Genomic DNA, 26,223 nt, shown 5'->3' with positions numbered 1-26,223 from the left:
CGGACTCCGGGCCGTCCGGACGGCCCGGCGGCGACGCGCGTTAGGGTCGGCACCATGGCCGATTCCCCGCTTGACCTCACGCTGGACGCCGCGCGGCTGACCGCCCGGCTCGTCGACTTCCCGTCGGAGAGCGGCAAGGAGAAGCCGCTCGCGGACGCCGTCGAGAGCGCGCTGCGTGCCCTGCCCCACCTGACGGTCGACCGGTACGGCAACAACGTGGTGGCGCGGACCCGGCTGGGACGGGCCGAGCGGGTCATCCTCGCCGGGCACATCGACACGGTGCCGATCGCGGACAACGTGCCCTCCCGCCTCGACGACGACGGCGTGCTGTGGGGCTGCGGTACCTGCGACATGAAGGCGGGCGTCGCCGTGCAGCTGCGGATCGCGGCCACCGTCCCCGAACCCAACCGCGACCTCACCTTCGTCTTCTACGACAACGAGGAGGTCGCCGCACACCTCAACGGGCTGGGGCATGTGGCCGAGGCCCACCCCGACTGGCTGGAGGGTGACTTCGCCGTCCTCCTCGAACCGTCGGACGGCCAGGTCGAGGGCGGCTGCCAGGGCACGCTGCGGGTGCTCCTGACGACGAAGGGCGAGCGCGCCCACTCGGCCCGCGGCTGGATGGGCTCCAACGCCATCCACGCCGCCGCGCCGATCCTCGCCCGGCTGGCCTCGTACGAGCCGCGTCATCCCGTCATCGACGGCCTGGAGTACCGCGAGGGCCTGAACGCGGTCGGCATCTCCGGCGGTGTGGCGGGCAACGTGATCCCCGACGCCTGTGTGGTGACCGTCAACTTCCGGTACGCGCCCGACCGCAGCGAGGCCGAGGCGCTGGCCCACGTCCGTGAGGTCTTCGCGGACTGCGGGATCGAGGAGTTCGTCGTCGACGACCACAGCGGCGCCGCCCTCCCCGGGCTCTCGCACCCCGCCGCCGCCGCCTTCATCGAGGCCGTAGGCGGGACCCCGCTGCCCAAGTACGGCTGGACGGACGTCTCCCGCTTCAGCGGCCTGGGCATCCCCGCGGTCAACTACGGCCCCGGCAATCCGCACCTGGCGCACAAGCGCGACGAGCGCGTCGAGACGGCGAAGATCCTCGCGGGCGAGGAGCGGCTGCGGGCCTGGCTGACCGCCTGAGGGCCGGTCATCGGCCCCGGGCCGTACGCGGCGGCCCCCCGGGTCCCCCGCCCGTGACCCGCGTGGATCTACGCTGGGCCCGAACGACGGCCGAGCGGAGGGAGCGGACATGGCTACCGGCAATCCCGAGGGCAGCAAGCAGCCACCGGAGGAGCAGCGGCTCGGACCGGTGCTGCGCAGGCGCGATCAGGTGCAGGCCAGTACCACCGACCAGCGCCTGCTCGACGCGGGAGGCCCCTCCGACTGGGTGCACACCGACCCCTGGCGGGTGCTGCGCATCCAGTCCGAGTTCATCGAGGGCTTCGGCACCCTCGCCGAACTCCCGGCCGCGATCAGCGTGTTCGGGTCCGCCAGAACCCCGGTGGACTCGCCCGAGTACGAGGCGGGCGTCAGACTCGGCCGCGGGCTGGTGGAGGCGGGCTTCGCCGTGATCACCGGCGGCGGGCCCGGGGCGATGGAGGCGGCCAACAGGGGTGCCTGCGAGGCCGACGGGATCTCGGTGGGCCTCGGCATCGAGCTGCCCTTCGAACAGGGGCTCAACCAGTACGTCGACATCGGGCTGAACTTCCGGTACTTCTTCGTCCGCAAGATGATGTTCGTGAAGTACGCCCAGGGCTTCGTGGTCCTGCCGGGCGGACTCGGCACCCTGGACGAGCTCTTCGAGGCGCTCACCCTGGTGCAGACGCAGAAGGTGACCCGCTTCCCGATCGTCCTCTTCGGCACGGAGTACTGGGGCGGCCTCGTCGACTGGCTGCGCGGCACCCTCATCGCCCAGGGCAAGGCATCCGAGAAAGACCTCCTCCTCTTCCACCTGACCGACGACGTCGACGAGGCGGTGGCCCTGGTCTCGAAGGAGGCGGGCCGCTAGACGAGCCTCTCCGGCGGTCTTCGGCCGCCCACCCGTTCGACGGCCACGCCTCCGCGACCACCACGCCCCACCCGTGGCGGGGCGTGGCCCGTGGTCAGGCGAGCCCGCGCCGGGCCACGGCCGGCCCCCGGTGCCCCGCGATCGCCCCCACCATGTCCAGCACCTGCCGGGTCTCCGCCACCTCGTGCACCCGGTACACCTGGGCCCCCAGCCACGCGGAGACCGCGGTCGTGGCCAGCGTGCCCACCACCCGCTCCTTGACCGGCCGGTCCAGCGTCTCGCCCACGAAGTCCTTGTTGGACAGCGAGACCAGCACCGGCCACCCCGTCCCGACCATCTCGCCCAGGCGCCGCGTCGCCTCCAGGCTGTGCCGGGTGTTCTTCCCGAAGTCGTGCCCCGGGTCGATGAGGATCGACTCCCGGGAAACCCCGAGCGCGGCGGCCCGCTCGGCGAGGCCCACGGTGACCCGCAGGATGTCGGCCATGACGTCGTCGTAGGTGACCCGGTGGGGCCGCGTGCGGGGCTCGGCGCCCCCCGCGTGCGTGCACACCAGGCCTGCCCCGTACCGCGCGGCGACCTCCGCGAGACGCGGATCGACGCCGCCCCACGCGTCGTTGAGCACGTCCGCGCCGGCCTCGCAGACCGCCTCGCCGACCTCGTGCCGCCAGGTGTCGACGCTGATGACCACGTCGGGGAACCGCCGCCGCACCTCGGCGACGAAACCGACCGTCCGCCGCGCCTCCTCCTCGGCGGTCACCTCCTCGCCGGGGCCCGCCTTGACCCCGCCTATGTCGATGATGGCGGCGCCCTCGGACACCGCCTGCTCCACGCGGGCGAGCGCGGGTTCGTCGCGGAACGTCGCCCCCTGGTCGTAGAAGGAGTCCGGGGTCCGGTTGACGATCGCCATGATCACCGGCTCATGGGTGCCGAATTCACGCCTGCCCAGCCTGAGCATCCCCTGCGACCTCTCCCTGTACGTCCTGCGGCTTCGCCGCCTGGAACCCTAACTGTCAGACTCGCATGGCACGATCGGAGCCAGACACTTTCGACACCTTCCCGTCGGCGCGGCCACGCGCCGGCACCAGAGCGTGGGGACCCCAGCGATGTTGATGTTCTTGTTCCTCGTCGTCGCGCTGGTCGTCGTGGTCGCCGCGGTGACACTGGCGGTGGTGGGCGGCGGCGAGAGCGCCGCCCTGCCGGAGGCGGCGCCCGAGCGGCTGGCGGACCCCCTGCCCGCACACCGGCCGGTGAACCGGGACGACGTGGAGACGCTGCGCTTCCCCGTAGCCGTACGGGGCTACCGCATGGCGGACGTGGACGACGCTCTGGGCCGTCTCGGCGCCGAGATCGCCGAGCGGGACGCCAGGATCGCCGGCCTGGAGGTAGCCCTCGCCGGTGCCCGGGCGAGCGCGCCGCCCTCGCTCGACAAGCACCCGCGGCACCCGGAGGACGAGCAGCGGTGACCACGAGCGCCCTCGCCGGCCCCGACGGAGTACTGCGCTGCCCCTGGGCGCTGTCGGCCACGGACTACGCGGCCTACCACGACGACGAGTGGGGGCGGCCCGTCCACGGGGACGACGCCCTGTACGAGCGGCTCTGCCTGGAGGCCTTCCAGTCCGGCCTGTCCTGGATCACGATCCTGCGCCGCCGTGAGGGGTTCAGGACGGCCTTCTCCGGCTTCCGGATCGCCTCGGTGGCCCGGTTCACCGACGCCGACAGGGACCGCCTGCTCGCCGACCCGGGCATCATCCGCAACCGCGCCAAGATCGAGGCGACGCTCGCCAACGCGCGCGTGCTCGCCGACTGGCCCTCCGGCGAGCTGGACGAGCTGATCTGGTCGTTCGCCCCCGACCCGGAGACCCGGCCCGTCCCGAAGAGCCTGGCCGACGTGCCCGCCGTCACCGACGAGTCGACCGCCCTGTCGAAGGCGCTCAAGAAGCGGGGCATCCGTTTCGTCGGCCCGACCACCGCGTACGCCCTGATGCAGGCGTGCGGCCTGGTCGACGACCACCTCGTGGACTGCGCGGCCCGGGGCCGCCGGCCCCTGGCCGCCTGACCACCCGAACGAAAGACCCTAGCGGCCCAGGTACTTCGGCCTCTCCTTGTTGACGAACGCCTGGACCGCGATCATGTGGTCCTCCGAAGAGCCCGCCCTGGACTGGAGGGTGTCCTCCTTCTCCAGCGTCTCGTCCAGCGTGTGCGTCAGACCGAAGGCGAGGGACTTCTTGAGAGCGGCGTACGCGAGCGTCGGGCCCTCGGCGAGGAGCCGGGCGATCTTCCCGGCCTCGGTGGCCAGCTCGGCGAACGGGACGATCCGGTTGGCGATGCCCAGGTCGAGGGCTTCCTGCGCGGTGATGCTGCGGGGCAGGAGCAGCAGCTCGGCGGCGCGGCCGGGGCCGACCACCCTCGGCAGCGTCCAGGAGATGCCGGAGTCCGCGCTGAGCGCGACGCCCGCGAAGGACGTGTTGAACGCCGCCGTCTCCGCGACGATCCGGTAGTCGGCGCAGAGCGCGAAACCGAAGCCGGCGCCCGCCGCGACGCCGTTGACCGCCGCCACCACCGGCTTGTCCGCCCCGGTCAGGGCCCGCACGATCGGGTTGTAGTGCTCCCGCACCGTGCTCATCACGCCCTCGCCCGCACCGGACTCCCGGGCCGCCGCGAGCCCGCCGATGTGCTCCTTGAGATCCTGGCCCACGCAGAAGGCCCTGTCACCGGCGGCGGTGAGCAGCACCGCCCGGACCGCGTGGTCACCGGCGGCCGCCTCCGCCGCGTCACGGAGGGCGACCTTGGTCTCGGTGTTCATCGCGTTCATCGCTTCGGGGCGGTTCAGCGTGATCGTCGCGAGTCCGTCGCTCACCTCGTAGAGCACGGTGTCGGCCATGGGTCCCCTCCGGGTGTCTGGTTCGGGCTGCGCCGTACCCGTCGGTACGGCGGACTTCTGGAGACAGCATGGCGGAGATCACGGAATGCCGGGCGCGCGGGACATGTGACCTGCGTCAAAGAAACCTGGCCCCGGACGGTCCGTGCGGCGGCGCAGTATCGCAGTCACATCGCCGAATTGAGTGGTTTTGCTCAAGCGCGTTGCGCAAGCGATGCCGACTGATGTTGGTCATCGGGTCCTGAGATGCGGGATAATGGCCTGGAAGCAATGTGTTCGATGCCGGTGACGTGTGTCCTATGAGGGGACGTGCGTGCCCTCCTAAGGGGCCGTCGGCGACGATGAGCTGGTTTCAGGAAGGGGAACGAGCATGGCGGCCATGAAGCCGCGGACGGGCGATGGCCCGCTCGAGGTGACCAAGGAGGGGCGGGGCATCGTCATGCGCGTTCCGCTCGAAGGCGGCGGTCGGCTCGTCGTCGAGCTGACCCCTGACGAGGCGGACGCGCTCGGCGACGCCCTCAAGAAGGTCGTCGGCTGACGCGGACGCGACCCCTATCTCTTGCCAGCCGCCCCGGCACCGCATCGGTGCCGGGGCGGCTGCGTTCTTCCGTCCCCTTCCGGGGCGGCGTGGGCTCAGGCCCCTTCCGGTGCGCCGTGGGCTCAGCGCTTGACCGCGCACAGCAAGCCGTCGCCCACCGGCAGCAGCGACGGCACCAGCTCCTGGCTCTCACGCACCGCCCGCAGCAGCTCGCGCAGCCGGCCCACCTCGGCGGGCTGCGGCCCCGAGTCCACCGTCCGGCCGTCCGCGAAGACGCCCTCGAAGGCGACGAGCCCGCCCGGCCGCAGCAGGCGCAACGATTCAGCGAGGTAGTCCAGGCACTCGAGCCGGTCGCCGTCGCAGAAGACGAGGTCGTACCCGCTGTCCGCCAGCCGGGGCAGCACCTCCAGCGCGCGGCCGGGGATGAAACGGGCGCGGTTGCTGGCGAAGCCCGCGGCGCGGAAGGCCTGGCGGGCGAACTGCTGGCGGTCCGGCTCAGGGTCCACGGTGGTCAGCACCCCGTCCGGCCGCATGCCGTGCAACAGATGAATTCCGGAGACCCCGGTCCCGGTCCCGATCTCCGCCACCGCCTTCGCGTCCACGGTGGCGGCGAGCATGCGCAACGCGGCGCCCGTGCCGGGCGACACCGAGCGCAGCCCTGCCTCGCGGGCCCGCTCACGGGCCCAGCGCAGCGCCTCGTCCTCGGCGACAAAGGCGTCGGCGAACGCCCAGCTCGTCTGCCGGTTGCCGGTAATGACCCTCTCCTGTCCCCGTGGTTGCCTGGCCGTGACTGTATCCGTTGGCGTCGGGAACCCGCAGATGGGACCGGGCGTTTACAAGGGTGGAGGACACAGCGGGGGGACAGGGATGAACGAGGACGCCGAGCAAGTGCTGACGCAGGCGCAGAAGCGCACATCAAATTCTCGTAAAACCGCTTATCCGGAGCTAACGGGCGAGGTGGCTATGGTAGGGGCTCTACTGGACACCACCAGAGCCGACAGGGGAGGTGCGGCTGCGCCCGTGGACCGCGGAGGGGTGCTTCGGCGCCTTCTCAGGTCGGCAGGTGAGCCGAGATCCGTGACCGACACCGCTGACCGTTTCCGCACCGCCGACTCCGCCGCGCAGACCGCGACGTTCACCACCGACGCGGCGTCGCAGGCGTGGACTCCGCCCACCTGGGAGGAGATCGTCAGCACGCACAGCGGCCGCGTCTACCGCCTGGCGTACCGCCTGACCGGCAACCAGCACGACGCCGAGGACCTCACCCAGGAGGTCTTCGTCCGCGTCTTCCGGTCCCTGTCCACATACACGCCCGGCACCTTCGAGGGCTGGCTGCACCGCATCACCACCAACCTCTTCCTCGACATGGTGCGCCGCAAGCAGCGCATCCGGTTCGACGCGCTCGGCGACGACGCGGCGGAGCGGCTGCCCAGTCGTGAGCCGTCCCCGCAGCAGGTCTTCAACGACGCGCACTTCGACGCGGACGTCCAGCAGGCGCTGGACACGCTCGCGCCCGAGTTCCGGGCGGCCGTGGTCCTCTGCGACATCGAGGGCCTCTCGTACGAGGAGATCGCCGCGACCCTGGGCGTCAAGCTCGGCACGGTCCGCAGCCGGATCCACCGTGGCCGTTCGCAGCTGCGCAAGGCACTCGCGCACCGGTCTCCCCAGGCCCGTGCCGAGCGGCGCGGATTCGCCATCACCACGGTGCCCGCGCTGGGGGGAGGGGCCGCGACCGCGTGAGTGGATCACGTCCTACCCCCGCAGAGCAGCATCTGGGAGACCGACTCTCCGCCCTGGTGGACGGAGAGCTCGGTCATGAGTCGCGTGAGCGGGTCCTCGCCCACCTCGCCACCTGTGCGAAGTGCAAGGCCGAGGCCGACGCCCAGCGACGCCTGAAGAACGTCTTCGCCGAGATGGCGCCACCGCCGCCGTCCGAGAGCTTCCTGGCCCGCCTCCAGGGACTTCCGGCGGGCGGCGGCTCCGACGACACCGGCCCGCCGGACGGAAGAGGATTCGCGGGCCTGCCCTGGTCCGCCGAGCCGTCGCGGTCCTCCGGCTTCCCCGGGGTCTTCGGAACGCGCGCCGAGTCCTTCGCATACGTCCCCTCCGGTCCGCACGCGGATCTGCTGCCGCCCTCCCAGGGCCGCGGTTTCCGGATCCACGACGTCAGCCGTCACGAGACCGAGCGGTCGGCCTCGCGCGGGATGCGCTTCGCCTTCGCCGCCGCCGGAGCGGTGTCGCTGGCCGCGATCGCGCTCGGCGGGGTGACGGCCGGGGGCCCGGTCGACACCGTGGACGCCCGCGGTGGCACCGGCACCGGCAGCAACGTGACGCCCATGCGGTCCCAGGGCAGCGGGGTCACCACGGCCCCGGAGTCCCAGCGGCGCCGCTCCGTCGGGCCCCTGCTCGCGCAGGGCCGGCGGTCGCAGGACGAGGCACCTGTCGCGCCCACCGAGCTGTCCGCGCCCCTGCTGCCCGGGTTCGCCGCCCCGGCCGACGGCCAGGACGCCGTGTCCAGACTGACCACCCCCGTGGTGGCCGGGGCCGCCGCCATGACTCCGCTGATACGTCCGCTGACCGCGCCTCCGCCCGCCGCGTCGACCGCCTGGTCCACGGTGTCGGAGGCCACGACCCCGGGACTGCTCGCCGCCCCCATACCCACCTCGTCCCCCTCCGCCGCCCCGTCGCCGCTGCTCTCCTCCCGCACCGTCCGCTGACCCCGGCGTCTGCGCGGTCGCCGGTGAACCTGGTTGAATCCGGGGTGGGCCGCGTCCGCCGGAATGATCCCGGACGCGGAGTCGACAATCTGCGGCGACCGACGGCGCGCTGTGCCGCGGGCCAGGTGTGGGGAGAGCATGCACGAGGGGAAGCCCGCGAAGGCGAAGTGGTGGAGCGGGCCGAGGCCCGCGGGGGCGGCCCCCGAAGCCGGGCAGGCCGGGAGCGCGGCCGAGGACCGGCACGACGGCGACTTCGAACTGGACCGCCCGGCCGGAACACCGGCCGCGCGGGCGCTGACGCACACCGACGCCGAGAACGAGGGCGCGGGCGCGGAAGGCGTCGGCACGGACGGCGCCGGTGCGACCGGTACGGACAGGACTGGTGCCGGTACGGAGGGTTCGGGTACGGACGGTTCGGGGCCGGACGGTGATTTCGAGCTGGAGCGTCCGGCGCGGGCTGTTCCGGAGCCCGCGGCGGACCCGGCGGGAGCCGAGGCATCGACGGCCACCGTCACGGGCCCGGTCGCGCCGCCCGTCGACCCCGGGCGGGAGACGGCTGCCGCCCTCCCCGTAGGCGCCGACGAGACCCAGGCGGACGCAGGGGCCGCCGACGCGGAAGGCCCGGCCGGTACGGCACACGCCGGAAGCGGCGCCGCGCCCGGCGTCGCCGACGAGCGGCCCCGGCCGCTGCACGACCCGGACCCCTACAGCACCCCGCCGTACGGCGAACCGGGCCCGTGGGCCCCCGCGCCGCCCGTGCAGCACCCCGGCACCACACCGGCCCACGGCACACCGGCACAGGGCGTGCCCGCCCAGGCCCCGCCTCCGCAGGGGACGGCCGGCCACGCCACGCAGGGCATCCCGACCCAGGGCATCCCGGCCCAGGGCATCCCCGCGCAGGGCGCCCCCGTGCCGCCCGTGTCCGCCGAGCAGCCGGTCCCCGGCATACCCGCCCCTGTGGGTCAGCCGGGACAGCAGGTGCAGCCCGGACAGCCGGGTCAGCCGGGTCAGCCCGGACAGCAGGTGCCGCCGGGCCAGAGCTACGACCCCTGGGCGGCCGCCGCTCATCCGGCCGCCACCCACCCGCTCCAGCAGACCGGCGCGCCGGTGGACAGCGCGGCCCGGCGCAGGAAGCGCGGGAGGCGGATCCTGGTCACCGGAGCCGTGATCATCGCGCTGGCGGCCGGCGGCGTCGGCGGCGCCGTGGGGGCCTACCTGGAGCGGAACGGCGGCGTGGGCGGCATCGAGCTGCCCCAGGCCGCGGCGGACGACGAGAAGCGCTCGCCCGACAGCGTCGCCGGGATCGCGGCCAGCGCGCTGCCCAGCGTCGTCACCCTGCACGTACGGGGCGACGACGCCGGCGGCACGGGCACCGGCTTCGTGCTCGACTCGCGGGGACACATCCTCACCAACAACCACGTCGTCGAACCGGCCGGTGACGACGGCGAGATCACCGTGACCTTCAGCAGTGGCGACACCGCCAAGGCCGAGGTCGTCGGGCACGACAGCGGGTACGACCTCGCCGTCGTCAAGGTCACCGGCGTCAGCGGGCTCCGGCCGATGCCGCTCGGGAACTCCGACAGCGTCAGGGTGGGCGACCCGGTGGTCGCGATCGGCGCCCCCTTCGACCTGGCCAACACGGTCACCTCAGGCATCATCAGCGCCAAGGAACGGCCCATCACGGCGGGCGGGGAGAGCGGCGACGGGAGTGACGTCTCGTACGTCGACGCGCTGCAGACGGACGCCCCGATCAACCCCGGCAACTCCGGCGGGCCCCTGCTCGACTCCAAGGCCCGCGTGATCGGCATCAACAGCGCCATCCGGTCCGCCGACAGCGCCTCCGACCAGGAGGGCGGCCAGGCGGGCTCCATAGGCCTCGGCTTCGCCATCCCGATCAACCAGGGCAAGCGCGTCGCCGAGGAGCTGATCAACACCGGCAAGGCGACCCATCCGGTCATCGGCGTCACCCTCGACATGGGCTACTCGGGCGACGGCGCCCGTATCGGGACCAGCGGCGGCGGCAGCGGCGGTTCCCCGGTCAACGCGGGCGGCCCCGGCGACAAGGCGGGCCTGAAGGCGGGCGACGTCATCACCGAGGTCGACGGCACGGCCGTCCACTCGGGCGAGGAGCTCATCGTCAAGACGCGGGCCCACCGTCCCGGCGACCACCTGGAGCTGACCCTGCGGCGCGGCGATGCGGAGAAGAAGGTGACGCTGGTCCTCGGCTCCGCGGACGGTGACTGACGTAAACGTCACAGGAAGGCGTCCCGGGCCCGCCAGGTAAGGCAAACATCGCGGAAAACCGGCCGCGTGCACGCATTCGGCGGCCCCGGGACAGTACCGGTCGGACAGGTGGTCCGGGTACCGTGGACCCGGCCCGGACCACGGAGGACCGCCGAGGGCCGAGGACCTCGCTAGGAGCTGCAAGGTGTTCAATGACATAGGAGCGCTCGAGCTGGTGACGCTCGTCGTCCTGGCCGTGCTCGTCTTCGGGCCGGACAAGCTCCCGAAGATGATCCAGGACGTCACGCGCACCATCCGCAAGATCCGTGAGTTCTCGGACAGCGCCAAGCAGGACATCCGCTCGGAGCTGGGTCCCGAGTTCAAGGACTTCGAGTTCGAGGACCTGAACCCGAAGACCTTCATCCGCAAGCACCTGGACAACGACGAGCTGGGTCTCAAGGAGATCCGCAACGGCTTCGACCTGAAGAAGGAGATGGCCGAGATCACGGACGCCGTCCACGGGCGGGAGTCCGAGTCGTCGTCCGGCACGTCCTCCTCCTCGTCTTCCTCGTCGTCCTCCTCGGGCGCCTCCGTCGACATGACCAAGAAGCCCGAGCTGGACGAGCGCCCGCCCTTCGACGCGGACGCCACCTGAGGCGAACGGGACGGCGGGACCCGCCGGCCGGGGCAGGCCCGGACGGCTTGATTCCGCCCCCTGCCCGCCTCTGCGCGGCCCTTGGCGGCCCCGTCCGCATCCCCCGCGCGGGGTCCCGTGCGCGACCCACCCGCGAGCCGGTTTCCCGGCTGCCCGGACCGGGGTGGCTATGCTGCCCAGTTGTTGTGCGGACCGTACGAGAGTGAGCAACGACGCCCGAGGGGGGCGGGCTGCTCCGGTCCGACGAGAGCTAGGAGGCGTCCGGGTAATGGAGACGACAAGTCGGGTAGGCGCGCAGGCGCCGGCCGCGGAGGGCGGACAACAGGTCCCCTCGGCCCGGCGCACGGTCGACGGCTACCTGCTGGCGCCCTTCCCGTGGTACGGCCTGGACGAGGCCTTCACGGGACCGCGCTGGCTGATGAAGGTCGGCACCTCGGCCGACGGATCCGTCGAGCACGGCTCGATCGGGCACGGCGAGGAGCCCACGGTGCGCAGCGAGTCGACGCAGGACACGGAGCGCTTCGCCGTGGTGGTCACCGTCGCGGCGAGCCCGGTACGGCGCAGCGCCGACGGCACGGGACTCCTGGAGGCCACCTCGGTGTCCTCGGCGGCCTGGCTCGCGGGCGTGGGGCTGCTGTCCCAGACCTGGCCCGGGCAGATGGACCACACCCTGCGGGACAGCTGGCTGGACCAGCAGACCGAGACGGCGTGGGTCCTCGCGGACGACCTGACGGGGCCCGACTGGTCGACGCTGTCCCTTCCCGTGGACGGGGTGCCCTCGACGTTCCACTACCGGGAGTCCGCGTTCGGCTGGGTCCTGGCGGGCTCCACGCAGGCGGGCGTCCACCTGGGGGCGTACGGGCGGGGGCTGAGCGCTTACGGGCTGGGTTTCTCGGTGATCAAGGACATCGAGACGTACGCCTAGCCCGAGGGAATACGGAAGAGGGGGCGCCGTCCGTGTGACGGCGCCCCCTTCCCCGTACGAAACCGGCAGGGCTGAATACCGCGGTCCCGCGCGCTGCTCCCGTGCTCCCCGCGCGCTAGAACTTGTTGCGCGGGGTGATGCCCAGGGACATGCCCGAGAGGCCTCGCTGGCGGCCGCCGAGCTTGCCGGCGATGGCGCGCAGGGCGGCGCCGGCCGGGGAGTCGGGGTCGGTCAGGACGACCGGCTTGCCCTCGTCGCCGCCCTCACGGAGCCGGACGTCGATCGGGATCGAGCCGAGGACCGGGACGGTCGCGCCGGTCGTGCGGGTGAGGCCGTCGGCGACGGACTGGCCGCCGCCGGTGCCGAACACGTCGACCATCTCGTCGCAGTGCGGGCAGGGCAGCCCCGACATGTTCTCGACGACGCCGACGATCTTCTGGTGCGTCTGGACGGCGATGGAGCCGGCCCGCTCGGCGACCTCGGCGGCGGCCTGCTGCGGGGTGGTGACGACGAGGATCTCCGCGTTCGGGACGAGCTGGGCGACGGAGATCGCGATGTCACCGGTGCCCGGCGGCAGGTCCAGGAGCAGGACGTCCAGGTCGCCCCAGTACACGTCGGCGAGGAACTGCTGCAGTGCGCGGTGGAGCATCGGGCCGCGCCACACGACCGGCGCGTTGCCCGGGGTGAACATGCCGATCGAGATGACCTTCACGCCGTGCGCCGACGGTGGCATGATCATGTTTTCGACCTGGGTGGGGTGCCCGTCGGCGCCGAGCATGCGGGGCACGGAGTGGCCGTAGATGTCGGCGTCGACGACACCGACCTTGAGGCCGTCCGCGGCCAGCGCCGCGGCGAGGTTGACCGTGACCGACGACTTGCCGACGCCGCCCTTGCCGGAGGCGACCGCGTACACGCGGGTCAGGGAGCCCGGCTTGGCGAAGGGCACCTCGCGCTCGGCCTGGCCGCCGCGCAGCGCGGAGGCCAGTTCACGGCGCTGCTCGTCGCTCATGACGTCCAGGGTCACGTCGACGCGGGTGACGCCGTCGACCGCCGAGACCGCCTTCGTCACGTTCTCCGTGATGGTCTCGCGCATCGGGCAGCCGGAGACGGTCAGGTAGACGGTGACCGCGACCGCTCCGTCCGCGCCGATGTCCACCGATTTGACCATCCCCAGCTCGGTGATGGGTCGCTGGATCTCGGGGTCGTTCACCGTCGCCAGTGCTTCGCGCACCGCGTCTTCCGTAGCCATAAGGATGATGGTACGGCGACGGACCGGGGGACCGGGTAGTCCCGTCAGCGGTCTTCTACGTCACGTCCCCGGGCGGACTCCGACGGGAATACGACCCGTCCGTCGCCGTGCCCGTCCGCGTAGCGCTCCTCCAGCTCCTTCACCAGGTCCTGGAGCTCGGAGCGGATCCAGTCCCGGGTGGCGACCTCGCCGAGCCCGGCGCGCAGCGCGGCGATCTCCCGGGTCAGGTACTCGGTGTCCGCGATGGACCGCTCGTTCTGCTTGCGGTCCTGTTCGAGGTTGACCCGGTCGCGGTCGTCCTGGCGGTTCTGGGCGAGCAGGATCAGCGGGGCCGCGTACGAGGCCTGGAGCGACAGCATCAGGGTGAGGAAGATGAACGGGTAGTTGTCGAAGCGCAGCCCGCTCGGCGCGGCGATGTTCCACACCACCCACAGGATGATGACGAACGTCATCCAGACGATGAAGCGCCCGGTGCCCAGGAACCGCGCGATCCGCTCCGACAGCCGTCCGAAGGCCTCCGGGTCCCACTCGGGCACCAGCCTGCGGCGGCGCTGCAACGGCTGGTCGAGCCGGTTGCGCGGCCGGCTCGCCGCGGTGGCGCCGGCCGGTGTCCGCTCGCGTGCGGGGTCGCGGACCTCGCGGATCCCCTCCCGCGCCGTCCGCCCCTCGCGCTCAGGGGGCATGGGGCGCCCTCTCGCCGGTGCCGGTGTGCGCACCGTCCATGGGGGGAAGCTCCTCGTCCAGGTGGAACTCCGTCTCCCGCCAGTCGTCGGGCAGCATGTGGTCCAGTACGTCGTCCACGGTCACCGCTCCGAGCAGCGCCCCGCTCTCGTCGACGACGGGCGCCGCGACCATGTCGTACGTCGCGAAGAACCCGGCGACCACCGGCAGCGCGGCGTCCGGGGCGAGCGCCTGCAGGTCGTCGTCGATGATCGAGCCGACCAGGGTGTACGGGGGGTCGCGCAGCAGCCGCTGGAAGTGGACCGTGCCCAGGTACTTGCCGGTCGGCGTCTCGTCCGGCGGACGGCACACGTACACCTGGGCGGCGAGCGCGGGGGACAGGTCGGCGTTGCGCACCCGGGCCAGCGCGTCGGCGATCGTCGAGTCCGGGCGCAGCACGATCGGCTCGGTGGTCATCAGCCCGCCGGCGGTCTTCTCCTCGTACGCCATCAGCCGCCGCACGTCCGCCGCGTCACCGGGGCGCATGAGGGCCAGCAGCCGCTCCTTGTCCTCCTCGGGCAGTTCGGCGAGCAGGTCGGCCGCGTCGTCCGGGTCCATCGCCTCCAGGACGTCGGCGGCACGCTCCTCCTTCAGCTTGCCGAGGATCTCGATCTGGTCGTCCTCGGGCAGCTCCTCCAGCACGTCGGCGAGACGGTCGTCGTCCAGAGCGGCGGCCACCTCGGCGCGGCGCTTGGCGGAGAGGTGGTGCAGGACGTTCGCGAGGTCGGCGGGGCGCAGCTGTTCGAAGGTGGCGAGCAGGCTCTCGGCACCCTGGCCGTGCTCCTCCAGCGAGAAGCCGGTGACGGCGGACCACTCGACGGTCAGCGTCTCGCCCTTGCTGCGGCGGAAGGCGCCGCCCTTGCCCTTGCGGACGAACACCCGGTCGATCTCCCAGTCCCGGCGCGCGGGCAGCTGCTGGATCGACACGTCCAGCACGGTCACCTCCTCGTCCGTCTCGACGATCCGGACCCGCCGGTCGAGGAGTTCGCCGAGGATCAGCCGCTCGGTGGGCCGCTGCTCGAAACGCCGGACGTTGAGGACGCCGGTGGTGATGACCTGGCCGGACTCGATGCCGGTCACCCGGGTCATCGGCAGGAAGATGCGGCGCCTGGTGGACAGCTCGACGACGAGCCCGAGGAGGCGGGGCGGGCGCCGTCCGACGCGCAGCATGGCGACCAGGTCGCGGACGCGGCCGACCTGATCGCCGTTCGGATCGAAGACGGCGACACCGGAGAGGTGCGAGACGAAGACCCGGGGCACGCCTGCGGCCATGCGCGCGCCTCCTGTTCCCGTCGGCTTCCCGTCGGCCCGCTCCCGCTGGGCCGTGCCGACTTGCTCGTACTGGTTCGGTTCCTGCTCGTCTGTCCGCTCGGGTGCGCTTCAGGCTAGCCCGTCCCGGTCGGATACGCCCTGGTGAGCCGTCCGGACGGACTGGCTCCGACCGTCGCGTACGGCACCGGTACGCTGCCGTACGCCGTTGAGTACCCCTCATGAGAGGCAGCCCCACCTGTGACTGTGATTCCCCTCGTCCGTACCCGCAGAGCCGTACTGGTGAGCGCGGTGTGTGCACTGGTCGTGACGGCCACGGGGCTGACGGGGTGCGGCGGCGACGATCCGGACGCGGGCACCAACGGCGTGGGCAAGCTGTCCGCCGAGAAGATCCAGTCCCGGACCCGCAAGGCGGCCGAGGGGGCGGACGCGGTGCGGCTCTCGGGGGCGGTCGTGAGCAACGGGCGCACCTACAGGCTGGAGATGCGGCTGAAGGCGGACGGCGGCACGGGCTCGGTGACGTCCGAGGGGGCCAACTTCCGGCTGCTGCGCGTCGGGGAGCACCTGTTCCTGAAGGCGGACGCGGGGTTCTGGAGCCACCAGGAGGGCGGCACGTCCGACGGCGGTCCGGCGGACACGGCGGCGGCGAAGAAGCTCGCGGGCATGTACGTCAAGGTGCCCACCGGCGACCCGGCGTACAAGCGCTTCAGCGGCTTCACCGACAAGGACGTGCTCCTCGACGGACTGCTCACCCTGCACGGCACGCTCGCGAAGGACGGCCGTCACGAGCAGGGCGGCGTCCGCACGGTCAGGATCACCGGCGACAAGGGCGCGGGCGGCTCCCTGGACGTCTCCCTGGAGGGCACCCCGTATCCGCTGCGCATGGTCCGCGCGGGCGGCGCGGGCACCCTGCGCCTGACGGACTGGGGCAAGGACTTCGCCCTGGAGGAGCCCTCGAAGAAGGAGACCGTCGACTACGGCAAGCAGTTGCCGACGTCGTAACGGCCGGGACGCCCTGATCCGGCGCCCTGATCCCGACGGAGGACCCTAGCCGCGCCTGCGCTTGGCCCGCTTCTTGAACAGCAGGCGTGGCAGGGCCGCCGGGGCGGGGCGGCGGGTGGTCGCCGGGGTGGGCACCGGTGACGCGGCGAGCGAGCCGTCGGGCAGACCGGCCGTGCTCCCGGACGGCTCCAGGCGCAGCACCCGGCACTCGCGCGCCCAGCGCTCCGGCATGGCCTCGCCGTCCGGGGCGTTGAGCCGCTTGCCCTTGAGCTCGGCGACGGCCGCCTCCCACTCGGGGGAGCGGGGGGCCAGTTCCACGACCGTCGCCGCCCAGCTGACCAGCCGCCCGCCCTTGTCCTTGCTGCGTACGGTGACGAGGGCGCCGCCCCCGTCGACGAGGCCGGGCAGCGGCTGCTCGCCGGGGCCGTCTCCGACCACGTGCGCCGCTCCGTCGTGCCACACGTGCCACAGGGCGCGGGACGGAGCGCCGGGCCCCCCGGCGTGCGGCGCCGGCACGCCGTCGCCCAGGACCCAGACGAGCCCGGACTTCTTGGTGGCCTCCTCGACGAGCGCCCGGTCCAGCAGGCTCGTCGGGGAGGGGGCGGACGCGGCGCCGGCAGATTCCGTCATGGGGCCAGGGTATCCAGCACCGGCGGGCGGCTTCCGTGGCCCCGGCGGACCCCGCGCCCGGCCGTGGGCCCGAGCAGCGCCCGGCCCCGGACAGACCCTAGAGCCAGCCGTTGCGCTTGAGGGTGCGGTGGATCGTCATACAGATGGCGACCGTGACCCCGAGGACCAGGGGGTAGCCGAACCGCCAGTGCAGCTCGGGCATGTACTGGAAGTTCATGCCGTACACCCCGCAGACCATCGTCGGCACGGCGATGATCGCCGCCCAGGACGTGATCTTGCGCATGTCCTCGTTCTGCGCGACGGACGCCTGTGCGAGGTTGGCCTGGAGGATCGAGTTGAGCAGCTCGTCGAAGCCGATGACCTGCTCCTGGACCCGGGCGACGTGGTCGGCGACGTCCCGGAAGTACTTCTGGATGTCCGGGTCGATCAGCCGCATCGGCCGCTCGCTGAGCAGCTGCATGGGCCGCAGCAGCGGCGACACCGCGCGCTTGAACTCCAGTACCTCGCGCTTCAGCTGGTAGATCCGTCCGGCGTCCGTGCCGCGCGGCGACCCCTTGCGGCCCGGCGAGAACACCTCGGTCTCGACCTCGTCGATGTCGTCCTGCACGGCGTCCGCGACCGCGATGTACCCGTCGACGACGTGGTCGGCGATGGCGTGCAGCACCGCCGAGGGGCCCTTGGCGAGCAGCGCGGGGTCGTCCTGCAGCCGGTGCCGCAGCGCGCGCAGCGAGCCCTGCCCTCCGTGCCGGACGGTGATGAAGAAGTCCCGGCCGGTGAAGCACATGACCTCGCCGGTCTCCACCACCTCACTGGTGGCCGTCAGCTCGTCGTGCTCGACGTAGTGGATGGTCTTGAAGACGGTGAACAGCGAGTCGTCGTACCGCTCCAGCTTGGGCCGCTGGTGGGCCTGGACGGCGTCCTCGACGGCCAGCGGGTGCAGCCCGAACTCCGAGGCGATACCGGCGAATTCGGCTTCGGTCGGCTCGTGCAGGCCGATCCAGACGAAGCCGCCGTCACGGTGCACCTGACGCATCGCCTGGTGCGGGGAGAGGGTCCCGGTGCTCTCGACGCGGGCGCCGTCGCGGTAGACCGCGCAGTCGACCACGGCGGAGGCCGTCCCGGGCGCGCGGGTGGTGTCGTACGTGCCGTTCTCCTTGCGCTGGGAGGGGCGGACCGCGGCGCGCAGGTCTCGGATCATCGACATGGCAGGCTCCTTCGCAACAGGGGCCGCCGGTGACGGTTGGAACTGCCCGGAATGGGGACGTTGGCATGGGGACCCTCCTGCCCTCGGGCAGGGAGGGACGTCTCGTACGTCCACAAAGCGGGGAGCACCGCACCGTCGCGGTGGCGGCTTCGCTACTGACTCTGACCGTTCGGACCGCACGGGCCGTCCGGGACGGACGGGCCGCTCGCACCGGACGGACCGTTCGGATCGGACGGATCAGTCGGATGGATCAGGCGGGAACGAAGACTCTTCCGTCGTGCACCGGGCCGGACTACGAGGACGCGAGTGCGAGAGGCGGCAGCCGGAGGAACCAGAGCTGCGTCAGCGGCCGGAAGAGTGGGTGGTACTGCACGGTCGACTTCGGTCCATTGCAGCCCCACCTCCTTCGGCCGGTCCCTCGTGAGGGACGATCCATCCCCCGCCGGGGGAGTCCCCACACCTGGGGAATGTCGCGCGTCGGGGCTCGAAAGCGTCGCTTCAGCGTGCTGCCTCGACCAGCGGCCAAGACTATCAGCGCGGCGAAGCGTCAAGCCGCCGCTTTGCCGGTTGCTGACGAGTTCTATGCTCGGATCATGGCTGATGTTCTTCCCCTGGTCGAGGCCCGGTTGCTCGCCGCGCTGGGCGAACCCGACGCGCGGGCCGCGGTCACCTTCCTCGGTACCGACCGCGTCGAGGTGCTCCGTTTCACCGAGGGGGACCTCGTTCGCTACGCCACTCTCGGCATGTCCGCGCAGCCCATGGCGGACCCCACGGCCGCCGTCGCCGACCCGGTGAAGGGGCCGCGCGCCGAGCTGGTGCTGTCGGTGCGCCGGGCCGGCGCCGACACCGACAAGGTGCTGCGCCCGCTCGCCGTACTCGCCGCGTCTCCGCAGGTGGAGGGGGTGATCGTGGCCCCGGGCGCCTCGCTGGACGTGGGTGAGCCGCTGTGGCCGGACGCGCCCTTCACCTCCGTACTGGTCGCGGAGTCCGGCGGTCTGGTCGAGGACCTGGACCTGGACGCGCCGGCCGATCCCGTACGGTTCCTGCCGCTGCTGCCGATGACGCCGAACGAGGCGGCGTGGAAGCGGGTGCACGGAGCCCAGGCCCTCCAGGAGCGCTGGCTGAGCAGCGGAACGGACCTGCGCGATCCGTCGCGCAGGTCCGTCGCCCTGGACTGAGGGCACGTCAGCCCCTGGCCGGAAAAAGCCGCTTGACGAACGGCCGTAACTCGTCGGTGGTGGCGGACCGCCCCCACAAGGCGGGTCGCCCCCCAACCGCGGCCGGGTCAGTTCGCGAAGACGGCGACACCGTCCTGGGCGGCGTGCCGGGGCCGCAGCTCCTCAGCCTCGGTGGTGAGCGCGCCACGCCGTACGAGGACCACGACGGCGCCGAGCAGGGCCGTGACCGCCGCCACCACGAACGGGACGTGCGGGTCGGCCCACTCCTCGATCCTCGGCGCGAGGAAGGGCGCCGCCGCGGCGGCGAACCAGCGGACGAAGTTGTAGCCGGCGCTCGCCACCGGACGCTGGGGGTACCCCCGGACGGAGTCCGGGGGAGCGTCCGAGACGCCGAGCGCGAGCTCCGTGTAGACGGTGTTGTTCACACCGATGAACGCTCCCGACAGGATCGTGCAGACGACGGCCGTGGTGTGGCTGCCGTAGCCGAGGACGAGCACGTCCGCCGCGAGCAGCACCAGGGAACCGCCGAGCACCTTCAGGGAGCCGAACCGCTTCTGCATGCGCGGCGCCACGAGCACCGAGAACACGGCGAGCAGCAGACCCCAGCAGAAGAAGACCGCGCCCGACCGGTAGGGGCTCATGTCGAGCACGAACGGGGTGAAGGCCAGCACGGTGAAGAACGTGTAGTTGTAGAAGAACGCGGACGCCGCCGCCGAGGCCAGCCCGCCGTGGCCGAGCGCCCTGACCGGGTCGAGCAGCGAGGTCTTCCGTGCGGGCTTCGGCTGCTCCTTCAGGAACACCGTGATGCACAGGAAGCCGATCGCCATCAGGAACGCGGTGCCGAAGAACGGGTAGCGCCAGCTGGCGTCACCGAGCAGCGCCCCTGCCAGCGGCCCGCACGCCATGCCGAGGCCGAGGGCCGACTCGTAGAGCAGGATCGCCGCGGCGCTGCCGCCGGCCGCCGCGCCGACGATGACGGCGAGGGCCGTGGACACGAACAGGGCGTTGCCGAGTCCCCAGCCGGCCCGGAACCCGACGAGCTCGCCGACGGACCCCGACGTGCCGGAGAGGCCGGCGAAGACCACGACGAGCGCGAGGCCGAGCAGCAGCGTCCGGCGGCCGCCGATGCGGCTGGAGACGAAGCCGGTCAGCAGCATCGCCACCGCCGTGATCAGGAAGTACGAGGTGAACAGGAGGGAGACCTGGCTGGCGGTGGCGTCCAGGCCCTTGGCGATGGAGGGGAGGATCGGGTCGACGAGCCCGATGCCCATGAAGGCGACGACGGACGCGCCGGCGGTCGCCCAGACGGCCTTCGGCTGCCGCAGGAGGCCTCCCGCTCCGGCGTCGAACGCGTCGACGTCCTGTGTGCCGGTGCCGGTGCCGGTGCCGGTGCCGGTGTCGTGTGCGTCGGCGTCGTGCGCGCCGGTGCCCTCGGCGCTCCGTACGGCCGCGGGTCCTTGCGTGCTGCTGGTCATGCCTGCTCCTTCTGGTTCGCCGGGGACGGCTCGCCGGTGACTCACGGAGAGAGGGTCGGTTCGGCTCCCGCAACGGTAATTTAGTGTGGCTAATTAATGCAAGCTACATCTATTTGGGCCGGGTGGCCGGCGCGCGCCGGACGGGTGATCGTCCTTGACGCGGCGGAGGACGGGGAGGACTGTGGGACCTTATGAGGGGCGAACCCAGTTGCCCGAAGTGTGGTGGCCGGGTCAGGGCTCCCGGACTCTTCTCCGACTCCTGGCAGTGCGACGTGCACGGCGTCGTCCACCCGCTGCAGCCCGTGATCCCGCCCAGCGTCGAGGCCCTCGGTGTCGTGGTGCACCGGGCGAGGGTGCCGGTGTGGATGCCGTGGCCGCTTCCGGTCGGCTGGCTGTTCACCGGTGCCGCCTTCGCCGGCGACGACCGCAGCGGCGGCCGTGCGACGGCGGTGGCCTGTTCGGGTCCGGGGCCGCTCGGCGGGATGGGCGAGCTCGTCCTGGTCGCCGAGGAGCTCGGCGTCGGCCTCGGCGCGCGGTACGCGGGGATCGACGGGCCCGACCCGGGGCCGTACATGAGCGTCGAGAAGCCGCCTCAGGCGAAGGTCCTCGCCGCCGGCCGTCCCACCCCGCTGTGGCACGTCACGAGCACCCCCGACGACCGGGCCGTCTTCGCGGGCGAGGCGCACGGCGTGTGGCTCTGGGCGGTCGTGTGGCCCGAGCAGTCGGGACTCCTGATGTACGACGAGCTGGTGCTGACCGACCTGCGCGACGCGGGCGCCGAGGTGGACCTGCTGCCGTGCGGTGCGCTGTCCCCGCGGATCCTGGAGCCCTGAGCGGCCGGCCCTGAGCGGCCGGCCCTGAGCGTGTGCGGCCCTGGAGCGGGCGGGGGCCGTGGCCCGTGTGGGCGGGGGACCGCGAGGTGCCCGTTATCCTTGAGCGTCCCCTTCGTCCCGTCACCGCCTGGAGTCCGCGTGCGTATCGACCTGCACACCCACTCCACGGCGTCCGACGGCACGGACACCCCGGCCGAGCTGGTCCGGGGCGCGGCCGCCGCCGGACTGGACGTCGTCGCCCTGACCGACCACGACACCACCCGCGGTCATGCGGAGGCCGTCGCGGCGGTCCCCGAGGGGCTCACCCTCGTCACCGGCGCGGAGCTGTCCTGCCGTCTCGACGGCATCGGCCTGCACATGCTGGCGTACCTCTTCGACCCCGGGGAGCCCGCGCTGCTCGCGGAGCGCGAGCTGATCCGCGACGACCGGGTGCCGCGCGCGCAGAGCATGATCGGCAGGCTGCGGGACCTGGGCGTGCCGGTCACCTGGGAGCAGGTCGAGCGGATCGCCGCGGGTGGCTCCGTGGGCCGCCCGCACATCGCCTCGGCACTCGTCGAACTCGGCGTCGTGGACAGCGTCTCCGACGCGTTCACCACCGAGTGGCTCGCCGACGGCGGACGTGCCTACGTCGCGAAGCACGAGTCCGACCCCTTCGAGATGATCCGGCTCGTGAAGGCGGCCGGCGGCGTGACCGTCTTCGCCCACCCCGCCGCCGCCAAGCGGGGACGCACCGTCCCGGAGAGCGCCGTCGCCGAGCTCGCCGCCGCCGGACTCGACGGCATCGAGGTCGATCACATGGACCACGAGCCGGCGACCCGGGCCCGGCTGCGCGGACTCGCCGCCGACCTGGGACTGCTGGTCACCGGTTCGTCCGACTACCACGGCACGCGCAAGACGTGCGTGCTCGGCGAGTTCACCACCGACCCCGAGGTGTACGGCGAGATCACCCGCCGGGCCACCGGCGCGTTCCCCGTGCCCGGCGCGGGTGGAGCCGCGGAGGCGTAACCCGCGCCGTCGGGCCGCCCGCGACCGCGGGAGCCCCGGCCCACCCCTTCGGGGCCCTTGCCCCTCACCACCCCTCCGCGCCCGCCCTTCGGGGACCCGAGTCCGTCCGGTGCCGTCCCCGGCCCCGGCACCGGGGCGTGCGTGGCCCCGTTCCGCCGTGAGCCGCGGAACACCCGCCCACCGCGGTGGCCGCCGTCCCCGGCGGTGACACACCGCTTCACCACCTCTGCAAGGCCAATCAACGTGTTCGACGTCGCCGTCTTCGGTTCTCTCTTCCTCACCCTCTTCGTGATCATGGATCCGCCCGGGATCACGCCGATCTTCCTCGCGCTCACCGCGGGCCGCCCCGCCAAGGTGCAGAAGCGGATGGCCTTCCAGGCCGTCTGCGTGGCCGGCGGCGTGATCGCCGTCTTCGGGGTCCTGGGCCACCAGATCCTGGACTACCTGCACGTGTCCGTGCCCGCGCTGATGATCGCGGGAGGACTGCTGCTCCTGCTGATCGCCCTCGATCTGCTCACCGGCAAGACCGACGAGCCGAAGCAGACCAAGGACGTCAACGTCGCCCTCGTCCCGCTGGGCATGCCGCTGCTCGCCGGGCCCGGAGCGATCGTCTCGGTGATCCTGGCCGTCCAGAAGGCGGACAGCGTGGCCACTCAGGTGTCCGTGTGGGTCGCGATCCTGGCGATCCACGTCGTGCTGTGGCTGGTGATGCGCTACTCGCTGCTGATCATCCGCGTCATCAAGGACGGAGGCGTCGTCCTCGTGACCCGCCTCGCGGGCATGATGCTCTCCGCGATCGCCGTCCAGCAGATCATCAACGGCGTCACCCAGGTGATCCAGGGCGCCTGACCCGCCCGCGTCCGGGCCCGGACACGCAGGACCCCGGACACGCAGGACCCCGCACGGCGCGTGTGCCGTGCGGGGTCCTGAAATCCGGGAACAGCGTCCGCGTTATGACACGGAGGCTTCGGCTGGGCGGATCCAGAGGCGCTGCCCTATGGCGGCGGCCTGCTGCACGATCCGGTTGACGGAGGCGGCGTCCACAACGGTGCTGTCCACGGGTGTGCCGTCGACGTCGTCGAGTCGCATGATTTCGAAGCGCATGGGCTTCTCCCTTCGTCTGGTCATCCTCCTGAGGAGAACTACTTGTGAGTGGCGCCGGAGAGACCGCGGTCCCTCTCTTCGCATACGGGTCAACGGCGTGTGCGCTGCAAACATTCCCTACGCTAAAGAAAATTTTCGAGAAGCTAATTACTGGCTGGTAAGGGATCGGGCCGATGGACCCATCGGGACCGGTTGTGTTCGCAGCGTGACGGCCGGAACAATGGGTCGCATATGAACGACGACGCCCTCACGGGTCCCGACGACCCCGCCGCGCTCGGCGCCCGCATCGACCGGACGAACGAGCTGCTGCAGCGCATGCTCGCCGAGGTGGCGAAGACACCCTCGACCCATGCGATCTTCGTCGACGCCGGATACCTGTACGCGGCCGCCGGCCGGCTGGTCGCCGGGACGGAGGACCGCCGCGCCTTCGACCTGGACGCGGAGGGCCTCATCGACGCGCTCATCGACCGGGCGCGCACGATCTTCGCGGACAGCAGGCTGCTGCGCGTCTACTGGTACGACGGCGCCCGCCGCCGCATCCACACCGCCGAGCAGCAGTCGATCGCCGAGCTGCCCGACGTCAAGGTCCGGCTGGGCAACCTCAACGCGAACAACCAGCAGAAGGGCGTCGACTCCCTCATCAGGTCGGATCTGGAGTCCCTGGCCCGGCACCGCGCCATCAGCGACGCGGCGCTCCTGGGCGGCGACGAGGACCTGGTGTCGGCGGTCGAGGCGGCGCAGGGGTACGGGGCGCGGGTCCACCTCTGGGGCATCGAGGCACCCGAGGGCCGCAACCAGGCCGAGCCGCTGCTGTGGGAGGTCGACAGCCAGCGCACCCTCGACCTCGACTTCTTCAAGCCCTACGTGGCCCGGCGGACCGCCGCTACCTACGAGGCGGCCGGGGCGGGCCGGCCAACCCGCGACGACGTGCGGTTCGTGGGGGCCCAGATCGCGGCGAAGTGGCTGGCCGCCAGGGGGCGCGAGTCACTGGCGGAGCTGCTGCCCGGACACCCCTACCTGCCCGGCTCGGTCGACCAGGACCTGCTCGTCGAGGCCGAGGGCCTGCTGCAGTACTCCCTGCGCGGGCAGGCCGACCTCCGGCGTGCCCTCAGGGACGGCTTCTGGGACCACGTACAGGCGCAGTACTAGCCGCGCCACCCTTGGGCCCCGAAGCGGGCGGGAGGCCGGGGGCCGGGCACGTACGGGCCCGGGAGCGGGGCGCGTATGGGGCCCGGGAGCTGGGCACGTACGGGCTACAGCGCGTCCCAGAAGTCGGCGAGGGCCCATGCCGTCTGGAGCGGCCGGTCCGTGTTGGGGGAGTGCTCCGCTCCCTCCACGACCGTCCGCCGGGCGCCCAGCCGGGCGGCCATGTCGTCCAGCAGCGAGACCGGCCAGGTGTCGTCTCGCTCGCCGGAGAGCACGTGCACGGGCAGCGCCGTGGCGGCGAGCTCGGCGACGCGGTCGGGTTCCGTGCACAGCTGGCGGCCGGTCGCGACGAGCTGGGCCGGGCTGTTGCCCATCCAGCGGCGGCGCAGGTCGTCGCGGTCGTCGAGCCCCGCGTCGATCTCTCCCGTGGCGGTCTCCTCGGGTGCCTCCATCGCCTGGATCGCCTCCCACACGTCCGCCATGCCCATCACGGCGAGGGCGTCCCTGAGCAGTTTGACGCGCTGCTGCTGCGAGACGGAGATCTGTGCGGGCCCGGACGACATGACGGTGAGCGACGCGAACGGCGCCGCGTCCGTCAGCACCGCGGCACGGGCGATCTGGCCGCCCAGCGAATGCCCCACCAGGTGCACCGGCCCGCCGACGGCACGCGCCTGGGCCAGCACGTCTTGCGCCAACTCCGCCTGAGCGTAAGCCTTTTCGTCCTGGGCTGGCCCCTTGGACTCGTACTGCCCGCGCCCGTCCACCGCGACGGTCCGGTAACCGCGCACGGCCAGCGGCTCGTGCAGCGCGATGAAATCCTCCTTGCTGCCAGTGAATCCCGGCAGCAGCAGCGCGGTGCCCCTCGGCGGACCCTCCGGCGCCGCTTCGAGCCCGGCGAAGGCGCCGCGCGCGGTGTTGAGACGGTAGGCGCGGACACCGGCCGGCGGGACGAAACTGGGAGGCCTGCTCATGCCCCGAGGCTATCGCCCCGCCCGCCACGGCCCGCGGTCCTCCCGCCGGGACCGGCCCGGGAACGCCGCCGGTCCGGCTCCCCCGGTTTCGCAACAGGGGGAGCCGGACCGTCGGGCGGGCGGTCAGCCCTCCGCGGACTCCGCGGAGGCCGCCGCCTTGCGCGTACGACGCCGGGGCTTCGTCTCGGCGGCCTCGGTGGTGGCCGTGTCGGTCGCCGTGTCGACGGGTGCTGCCGTTGCCTTGGCCGCGGTCTTGCGGGTGCGGCGGGCGGGCTTGGCGGCGGGTTCGTCGGTGGTCTGGGCCGGGATGTCGGCCTCGACGGTCTTGACGGCGGCCTTGCGGGTGCGCCGGGGCTTGGTCTCCGCGGCCTCGGTGGTGGCCGCGTCGGTGGCCGTGTCGGTGGCCGTGTCGACGGGTGCTGCCGTTGCCTTGGCCGCGGTCTTGCGGGTGCGGCGGGCGGGCTTGGCGGCGGGTTCGTCGGTGGTCTGGGCCGGGATG

At 72.4% G+C, this 26,223-nt stretch carries 27 protein-coding genes and 1 pseudogene; 16 read left to right on the top strand and 12 right to left on the bottom strand.

The window, feature by feature from the left end; translation table 11 throughout:
* The first annotated feature begins 54 nt into the window (after positions 1-54).
* Together dapE and ACFY93_RS00200 are read left to right on the top strand one after the other, a co-directional pair.
* On the top strand, positions 55-1,134 hold the full coding sequence (gene dapE, locus ACFY93_RS00205; protein WP_391352183.1) for a succinyl-diaminopimelate desuccinylase: 1,080 nt from the start codon (positions 55-57) through the stop codon (positions 1,132-1,134).
* 109 nt (positions 1,135-1,243) lie between these two features.
* Positions 1,244-2,002 carry a TIGR00730 family Rossman fold protein gene (locus tag ACFY93_RS00200; RefSeq protein ID WP_391352182.1) on the top strand — a complete coding sequence of 253 codons (759 nt, stop codon included), beginning with the start codon at positions 1,244-1,246 and terminating at the stop codon, positions 2,000-2,002.
* 94 nt (positions 2,003-2,096) lie between these two features.
* On the opposite strand, the gene folP is transcribed toward ACFY93_RS00200, so the two are convergent.
* Positions 2,097-2,957 (bottom strand): dihydropteroate synthase, encoded by an 861-nt coding sequence (gene folP, locus ACFY93_RS00195; RefSeq protein WP_391352181.1) that lies wholly within the window; start codon positions 2,955-2,957, stop codon positions 2,097-2,099.
* Between the two features lie 148 nt (positions 2,958-3,105).
* Between folP and ACFY93_RS00190 the strand changes: the two genes are divergently transcribed.
* Complete coding sequence (locus ACFY93_RS00190) at positions 3,106-3,465, top strand: DivIVA domain-containing protein (protein ID WP_391352179.1); 360 nt, start codon at positions 3,106-3,108, stop codon at positions 3,463-3,465.
* Positions 3,462-4,058, top strand: a complete 597-nt coding sequence (locus ACFY93_RS00185) for a DNA-3-methyladenine glycosylase I (protein WP_391352178.1) — start codon at positions 3,462-3,464, stop codon at positions 4,056-4,058. Before ACFY93_RS00190 ends, ACFY93_RS00185 begins: the two co-directional genes overlap by 4 nt.
* A gap of 18 nt (positions 4,059-4,076) precedes the next feature.
* Here ACFY93_RS00185 and ACFY93_RS00180 read toward each other — a convergent pair whose 3' ends face one another.
* Entirely contained in the window at positions 4,077-4,883 is an 807-nt protein-coding gene (locus tag ACFY93_RS00180; protein ID WP_391352177.1) for an enoyl-CoA hydratase-related protein, read from the bottom strand.
* Between the two features lie 367 nt (positions 4,884-5,250).
* Here ACFY93_RS00180 and ACFY93_RS00175 point away from each other — a divergent pair, with 367 nt between their 5' ends.
* Positions 5,251-5,418, top strand: coding sequence for a DUF3117 domain-containing protein (locus ACFY93_RS00175; RefSeq protein ID WP_003966491.1), 168 nt, complete (start codon positions 5,251-5,253; stop codon positions 5,416-5,418).
* Positions 5,419-5,540: 122 nt separating this feature from the next.
* Here ACFY93_RS00175 and ACFY93_RS00170 read toward each other — a convergent pair whose 3' ends face one another.
* Positions 5,541-6,239, bottom strand: coding sequence for a class I SAM-dependent methyltransferase (locus tag ACFY93_RS00170; protein ID WP_391352939.1), 699 nt, complete (start codon positions 6,237-6,239; stop codon positions 5,541-5,543).
* 214 nt (positions 6,240-6,453) lie between these two features.
* Between ACFY93_RS00170 and sigE the strand changes: the two genes are divergently transcribed.
* From sigE to ACFY93_RS00145, 5 genes are all read left to right on the top strand, one after another.
* Positions 6,454-7,158, top strand: a complete 705-nt coding sequence (gene sigE / locus ACFY93_RS00165) for an RNA polymerase sigma factor SigE (protein WP_391352938.1) — start codon at positions 6,454-6,456, stop codon at positions 7,156-7,158.
* On the top strand, positions 7,155-8,135 hold the full coding sequence (locus tag ACFY93_RS00160) for a zf-HC2 domain-containing protein (RefSeq protein ID WP_391352175.1): 981 nt from the start codon (positions 7,155-7,157) through the stop codon (positions 8,133-8,135). The genes sigE and ACFY93_RS00160 overlap by 4 nt, the downstream gene beginning before the upstream one ends.
* A gap of 138 nt (positions 8,136-8,273) precedes the next feature.
* The gene (locus tag ACFY93_RS00155; RefSeq protein ID WP_391352174.1) at positions 8,274-10,379 is read left to right on the top strand and encodes a trypsin-like peptidase domain-containing protein; all 2,106 of its coding nucleotides are present in this window, start codon (positions 8,274-8,276) and stop codon (positions 10,377-10,379) included.
* Positions 10,380-10,563: 184 nt separating this feature from the next.
* Positions 10,564-11,013: a sec-independent translocase gene (locus ACFY93_RS00150; protein WP_391352173.1), complete on the top strand. Its 450-nt coding sequence runs from the start codon at positions 10,564-10,566 to the stop codon at positions 11,011-11,013.
* Between the two features lie 268 nt (positions 11,014-11,281).
* A complete protein-coding gene (locus ACFY93_RS00145; RefSeq protein WP_391352172.1) occupies positions 11,282-11,938 on the top strand; it encodes a hypothetical protein in 657 nt (218 codons plus the stop codon).
* Positions 11,939-12,053: 115 nt separating this feature from the next.
* On the opposite strand, the gene ACFY93_RS00140 is transcribed toward ACFY93_RS00145, so the two are convergent.
* From ACFY93_RS00140 to ACFY93_RS00130, 3 genes are read right to left on the bottom strand one after another with little or no spacing between them, the layout of a single operon-like run.
* Positions 12,054-13,187, bottom strand: a complete 1,134-nt coding sequence (locus tag ACFY93_RS00140) for a P-loop NTPase (RefSeq protein WP_391352171.1) — start codon at positions 13,185-13,187, stop codon at positions 12,054-12,056.
* 44 nt (positions 13,188-13,231) lie between these two features.
* Complete coding sequence (locus ACFY93_RS00135; RefSeq protein WP_391352170.1) at positions 13,232-13,870, bottom strand: DUF1003 domain-containing protein; 639 nt, start codon at positions 13,868-13,870, stop codon at positions 13,232-13,234.
* A complete protein-coding gene (locus tag ACFY93_RS00130) occupies positions 13,860-15,179 on the bottom strand; it encodes a magnesium transporter MgtE N-terminal domain-containing protein (RefSeq protein ID WP_391352169.1) in 1,320 nt (439 codons plus the stop codon). The genes ACFY93_RS00135 and ACFY93_RS00130 overlap by 11 nt, the downstream gene beginning before the upstream one ends.
* Positions 15,180-15,416: 237 nt before the next feature.
* On the opposite strand from ACFY93_RS00130, the gene ACFY93_RS00125 reads away from it, so the two are divergent.
* The gene (locus ACFY93_RS00125) at positions 15,417-16,178 is read left to right on the top strand and encodes a hypothetical protein (RefSeq protein ID WP_391352167.1); all 762 of its coding nucleotides are present in this window, start codon (positions 15,417-15,419) and stop codon (positions 16,176-16,178) included.
* 45 nt (positions 16,179-16,223) lie between these two features.
* Here the strand turns inward: ACFY93_RS00125 and ACFY93_RS00120 are convergent, their stop codons facing one another.
* The gene (locus ACFY93_RS00120) at positions 16,224-16,808 is read right to left on the bottom strand and encodes a hypothetical protein (RefSeq protein WP_391352166.1); all 585 of its coding nucleotides are present in this window, start codon (positions 16,806-16,808) and stop codon (positions 16,224-16,226) included.
* A 97-nt stretch (positions 16,809-16,905) separates the two neighbouring features.
* Complete coding sequence (locus ACFY93_RS00115) at positions 16,906-18,012, bottom strand: CorA family divalent cation transporter (RefSeq protein ID WP_391352164.1); 1,107 nt, start codon at positions 18,010-18,012, stop codon at positions 16,906-16,908.
* A gap of 593 nt (positions 18,013-18,605) precedes the next feature.
* On the opposite strand from ACFY93_RS00115, the gene ACFY93_RS00110 reads away from it, so the two are divergent.
* The gene (locus ACFY93_RS00110; protein WP_391352163.1) at positions 18,606-19,190 is read left to right on the top strand and encodes a suppressor of fused domain protein; all 585 of its coding nucleotides are present in this window, start codon (positions 18,606-18,608) and stop codon (positions 19,188-19,190) included.
* Positions 19,191-19,297: 107 nt separating this feature from the next.
* Here ACFY93_RS00110 and ACFY93_RS00105 read toward each other — a convergent pair whose 3' ends face one another.
* The gene (locus ACFY93_RS00105) at positions 19,298-20,665 is read right to left on the bottom strand and encodes an MFS transporter (RefSeq protein WP_391352162.1); all 1,368 of its coding nucleotides are present in this window, start codon (positions 20,663-20,665) and stop codon (positions 19,298-19,300) included.
* 191 nt (positions 20,666-20,856) lie between these two features.
* Between ACFY93_RS00105 and ACFY93_RS00100 the strand changes: the two genes are divergently transcribed.
* From ACFY93_RS00100 to ACFY93_RS00090, 3 genes are all read left to right on the top strand, one after another.
* Positions 20,857-21,498 (top strand): DUF6758 family protein, encoded by a 642-nt coding sequence (locus tag ACFY93_RS00100; RefSeq protein WP_391352160.1) that lies wholly within the window; start codon positions 20,857-20,859, stop codon positions 21,496-21,498.
* A gap of 138 nt (positions 21,499-21,636) precedes the next feature.
* Positions 21,637-22,503: a PHP domain-containing protein gene (locus tag ACFY93_RS00095; protein ID WP_391352158.1), complete on the top strand. Its 867-nt coding sequence runs from the start codon at positions 21,637-21,639 to the stop codon at positions 22,501-22,503.
* Positions 22,504-22,746: 243 nt separating this feature from the next.
* Positions 22,747-23,352 carry a MarC family protein gene (locus ACFY93_RS00090; RefSeq protein WP_391352156.1) on the top strand — a complete coding sequence of 202 codons (606 nt, stop codon included), beginning with the start codon at positions 22,747-22,749 and terminating at the stop codon, positions 23,350-23,352.
* A 102-nt stretch (positions 23,353-23,454) separates the two neighbouring features.
* Here the strand turns inward: ACFY93_RS00090 and ACFY93_RS00085 are convergent, their stop codons facing one another.
* Positions 23,455-23,607 (bottom strand): hypothetical protein, encoded by a 153-nt coding sequence (locus tag ACFY93_RS00085; protein WP_391352155.1) that lies wholly within the window; start codon positions 23,605-23,607, stop codon positions 23,455-23,457.
* A gap of 231 nt (positions 23,608-23,838) precedes the next feature.
* Between ACFY93_RS00085 and ACFY93_RS00080 the strand changes: the two genes are divergently transcribed.
* Entirely contained in the window at positions 23,839-24,756 is a 918-nt protein-coding gene (locus tag ACFY93_RS00080) for an NYN domain-containing protein (protein WP_391352153.1), read from the top strand.
* Between the two features lie 104 nt (positions 24,757-24,860).
* Here ACFY93_RS00080 and ACFY93_RS00075 read toward each other — a convergent pair whose 3' ends face one another.
* Entirely contained in the window at positions 24,861-25,724 is an 864-nt protein-coding gene (locus tag ACFY93_RS00075; RefSeq protein ID WP_391352152.1) for an alpha/beta fold hydrolase, read from the bottom strand.
* 123 nt (positions 25,725-25,847) lie between these two features.
* Positions 25,848-26,223: pseudogene (locus tag ACFY93_RS00070) on the bottom strand (hypothetical protein); the annotation flags it as partial.

The sequence above is a fragment of the Streptomyces sp. NPDC008313 genome, from assembly GCF_042956125.1.
Classification (GTDB): domain Bacteria; phylum Actinomycetota; class Actinomycetes; order Streptomycetales; family Streptomycetaceae; genus Streptomyces.
This window is presented reverse-complemented; position numbering and strand designations above follow the sequence as displayed.

Coding starts and splice junctions, on each gene's coding strand:
- ACFY93_RS00085 (WP_391352155.1), bottom strand. CDS start 23,607: ATGCGCTTCGAAATCATGCGACTCGACGACGTCGACGGCACACCCGTG.
- ACFY93_RS00145 (WP_391352172.1), top strand. CDS start 11,282: ATGGAGACGACAAGTCGGGTAGGCGCGCAGGCGCCGGCCGCGGAGGGC.
- ACFY93_RS00155 (WP_391352174.1), top strand. CDS start 8,274: ATGCACGAGGGGAAGCCCGCGAAGGCGAAGTGGTGGAGCGGGCCGAGG.
- ACFY93_RS00075 (WP_391352152.1), bottom strand. CDS start 25,724: ATGAGCAGGCCTCCCAGTTTCGTCCCGCCGGCCGGTGTCCGCGCCTAC.
- ACFY93_RS00105 (WP_391352162.1), bottom strand. CDS start 20,665: ATGACCAGCAGCACGCAAGGACCCGCGGCCGTACGGAGCGCCGAGGGC.
- ACFY93_RS00175 (WP_003966491.1), top strand. CDS start 5,251: ATGGCGGCCATGAAGCCGCGGACGGGCGATGGCCCGCTCGAGGTGACC.
- folP (WP_391352181.1), bottom strand. CDS start 2,957: ATGCTCAGGCTGGGCAGGCGTGAATTCGGCACCCATGAGCCGGTGATC.
- ACFY93_RS00190 (WP_391352179.1), top strand. CDS start 3,106: ATGTTGATGTTCTTGTTCCTCGTCGTCGCGCTGGTCGTCGTGGTCGCC.
- ACFY93_RS00120 (WP_391352166.1), bottom strand. CDS start 16,808: ATGACGGAATCTGCCGGCGCCGCGTCCGCCCCCTCCCCGACGAGCCTG.
- ACFY93_RS00110 (WP_391352163.1), top strand. CDS start 18,606: ATGGCTGATGTTCTTCCCCTGGTCGAGGCCCGGTTGCTCGCCGCGCTG.
- ACFY93_RS00180 (WP_391352177.1), bottom strand. CDS start 4,883: ATGGCCGACACCGTGCTCTACGAGGTGAGCGACGGACTCGCGACGATC.
- ACFY93_RS00135 (WP_391352170.1), bottom strand. CDS start 13,870: ATGCCCCCTGAGCGCGAGGGGCGGACGGCGCGGGAGGGGATCCGCGAG.
- ACFY93_RS00080 (WP_391352153.1), top strand. CDS start 23,839: ATGAACGACGACGCCCTCACGGGTCCCGACGACCCCGCCGCGCTCGGC.
- dapE (WP_391352183.1), top strand. CDS start 55: ATGGCCGATTCCCCGCTTGACCTCACGCTGGACGCCGCGCGGCTGACC.
- ACFY93_RS00100 (WP_391352160.1), top strand. CDS start 20,857: ATGAGGGGCGAACCCAGTTGCCCGAAGTGTGGTGGCCGGGTCAGGGCT.
- ACFY93_RS00130 (WP_391352169.1), bottom strand. CDS start 15,179: ATGGCCGCAGGCGTGCCCCGGGTCTTCGTCTCGCACCTCTCCGGTGTC.
- ACFY93_RS00140 (WP_391352171.1), bottom strand. CDS start 13,187: ATGGCTACGGAAGACGCGGTGCGCGAAGCACTGGCGACGGTGAACGAC.
- ACFY93_RS00115 (WP_391352164.1), bottom strand. CDS start 18,012: ATGTCGATGATCCGAGACCTGCGCGCCGCGGTCCGCCCCTCCCAGCGC.
- ACFY93_RS00200 (WP_391352182.1), top strand. CDS start 1,244: ATGGCTACCGGCAATCCCGAGGGCAGCAAGCAGCCACCGGAGGAGCAG.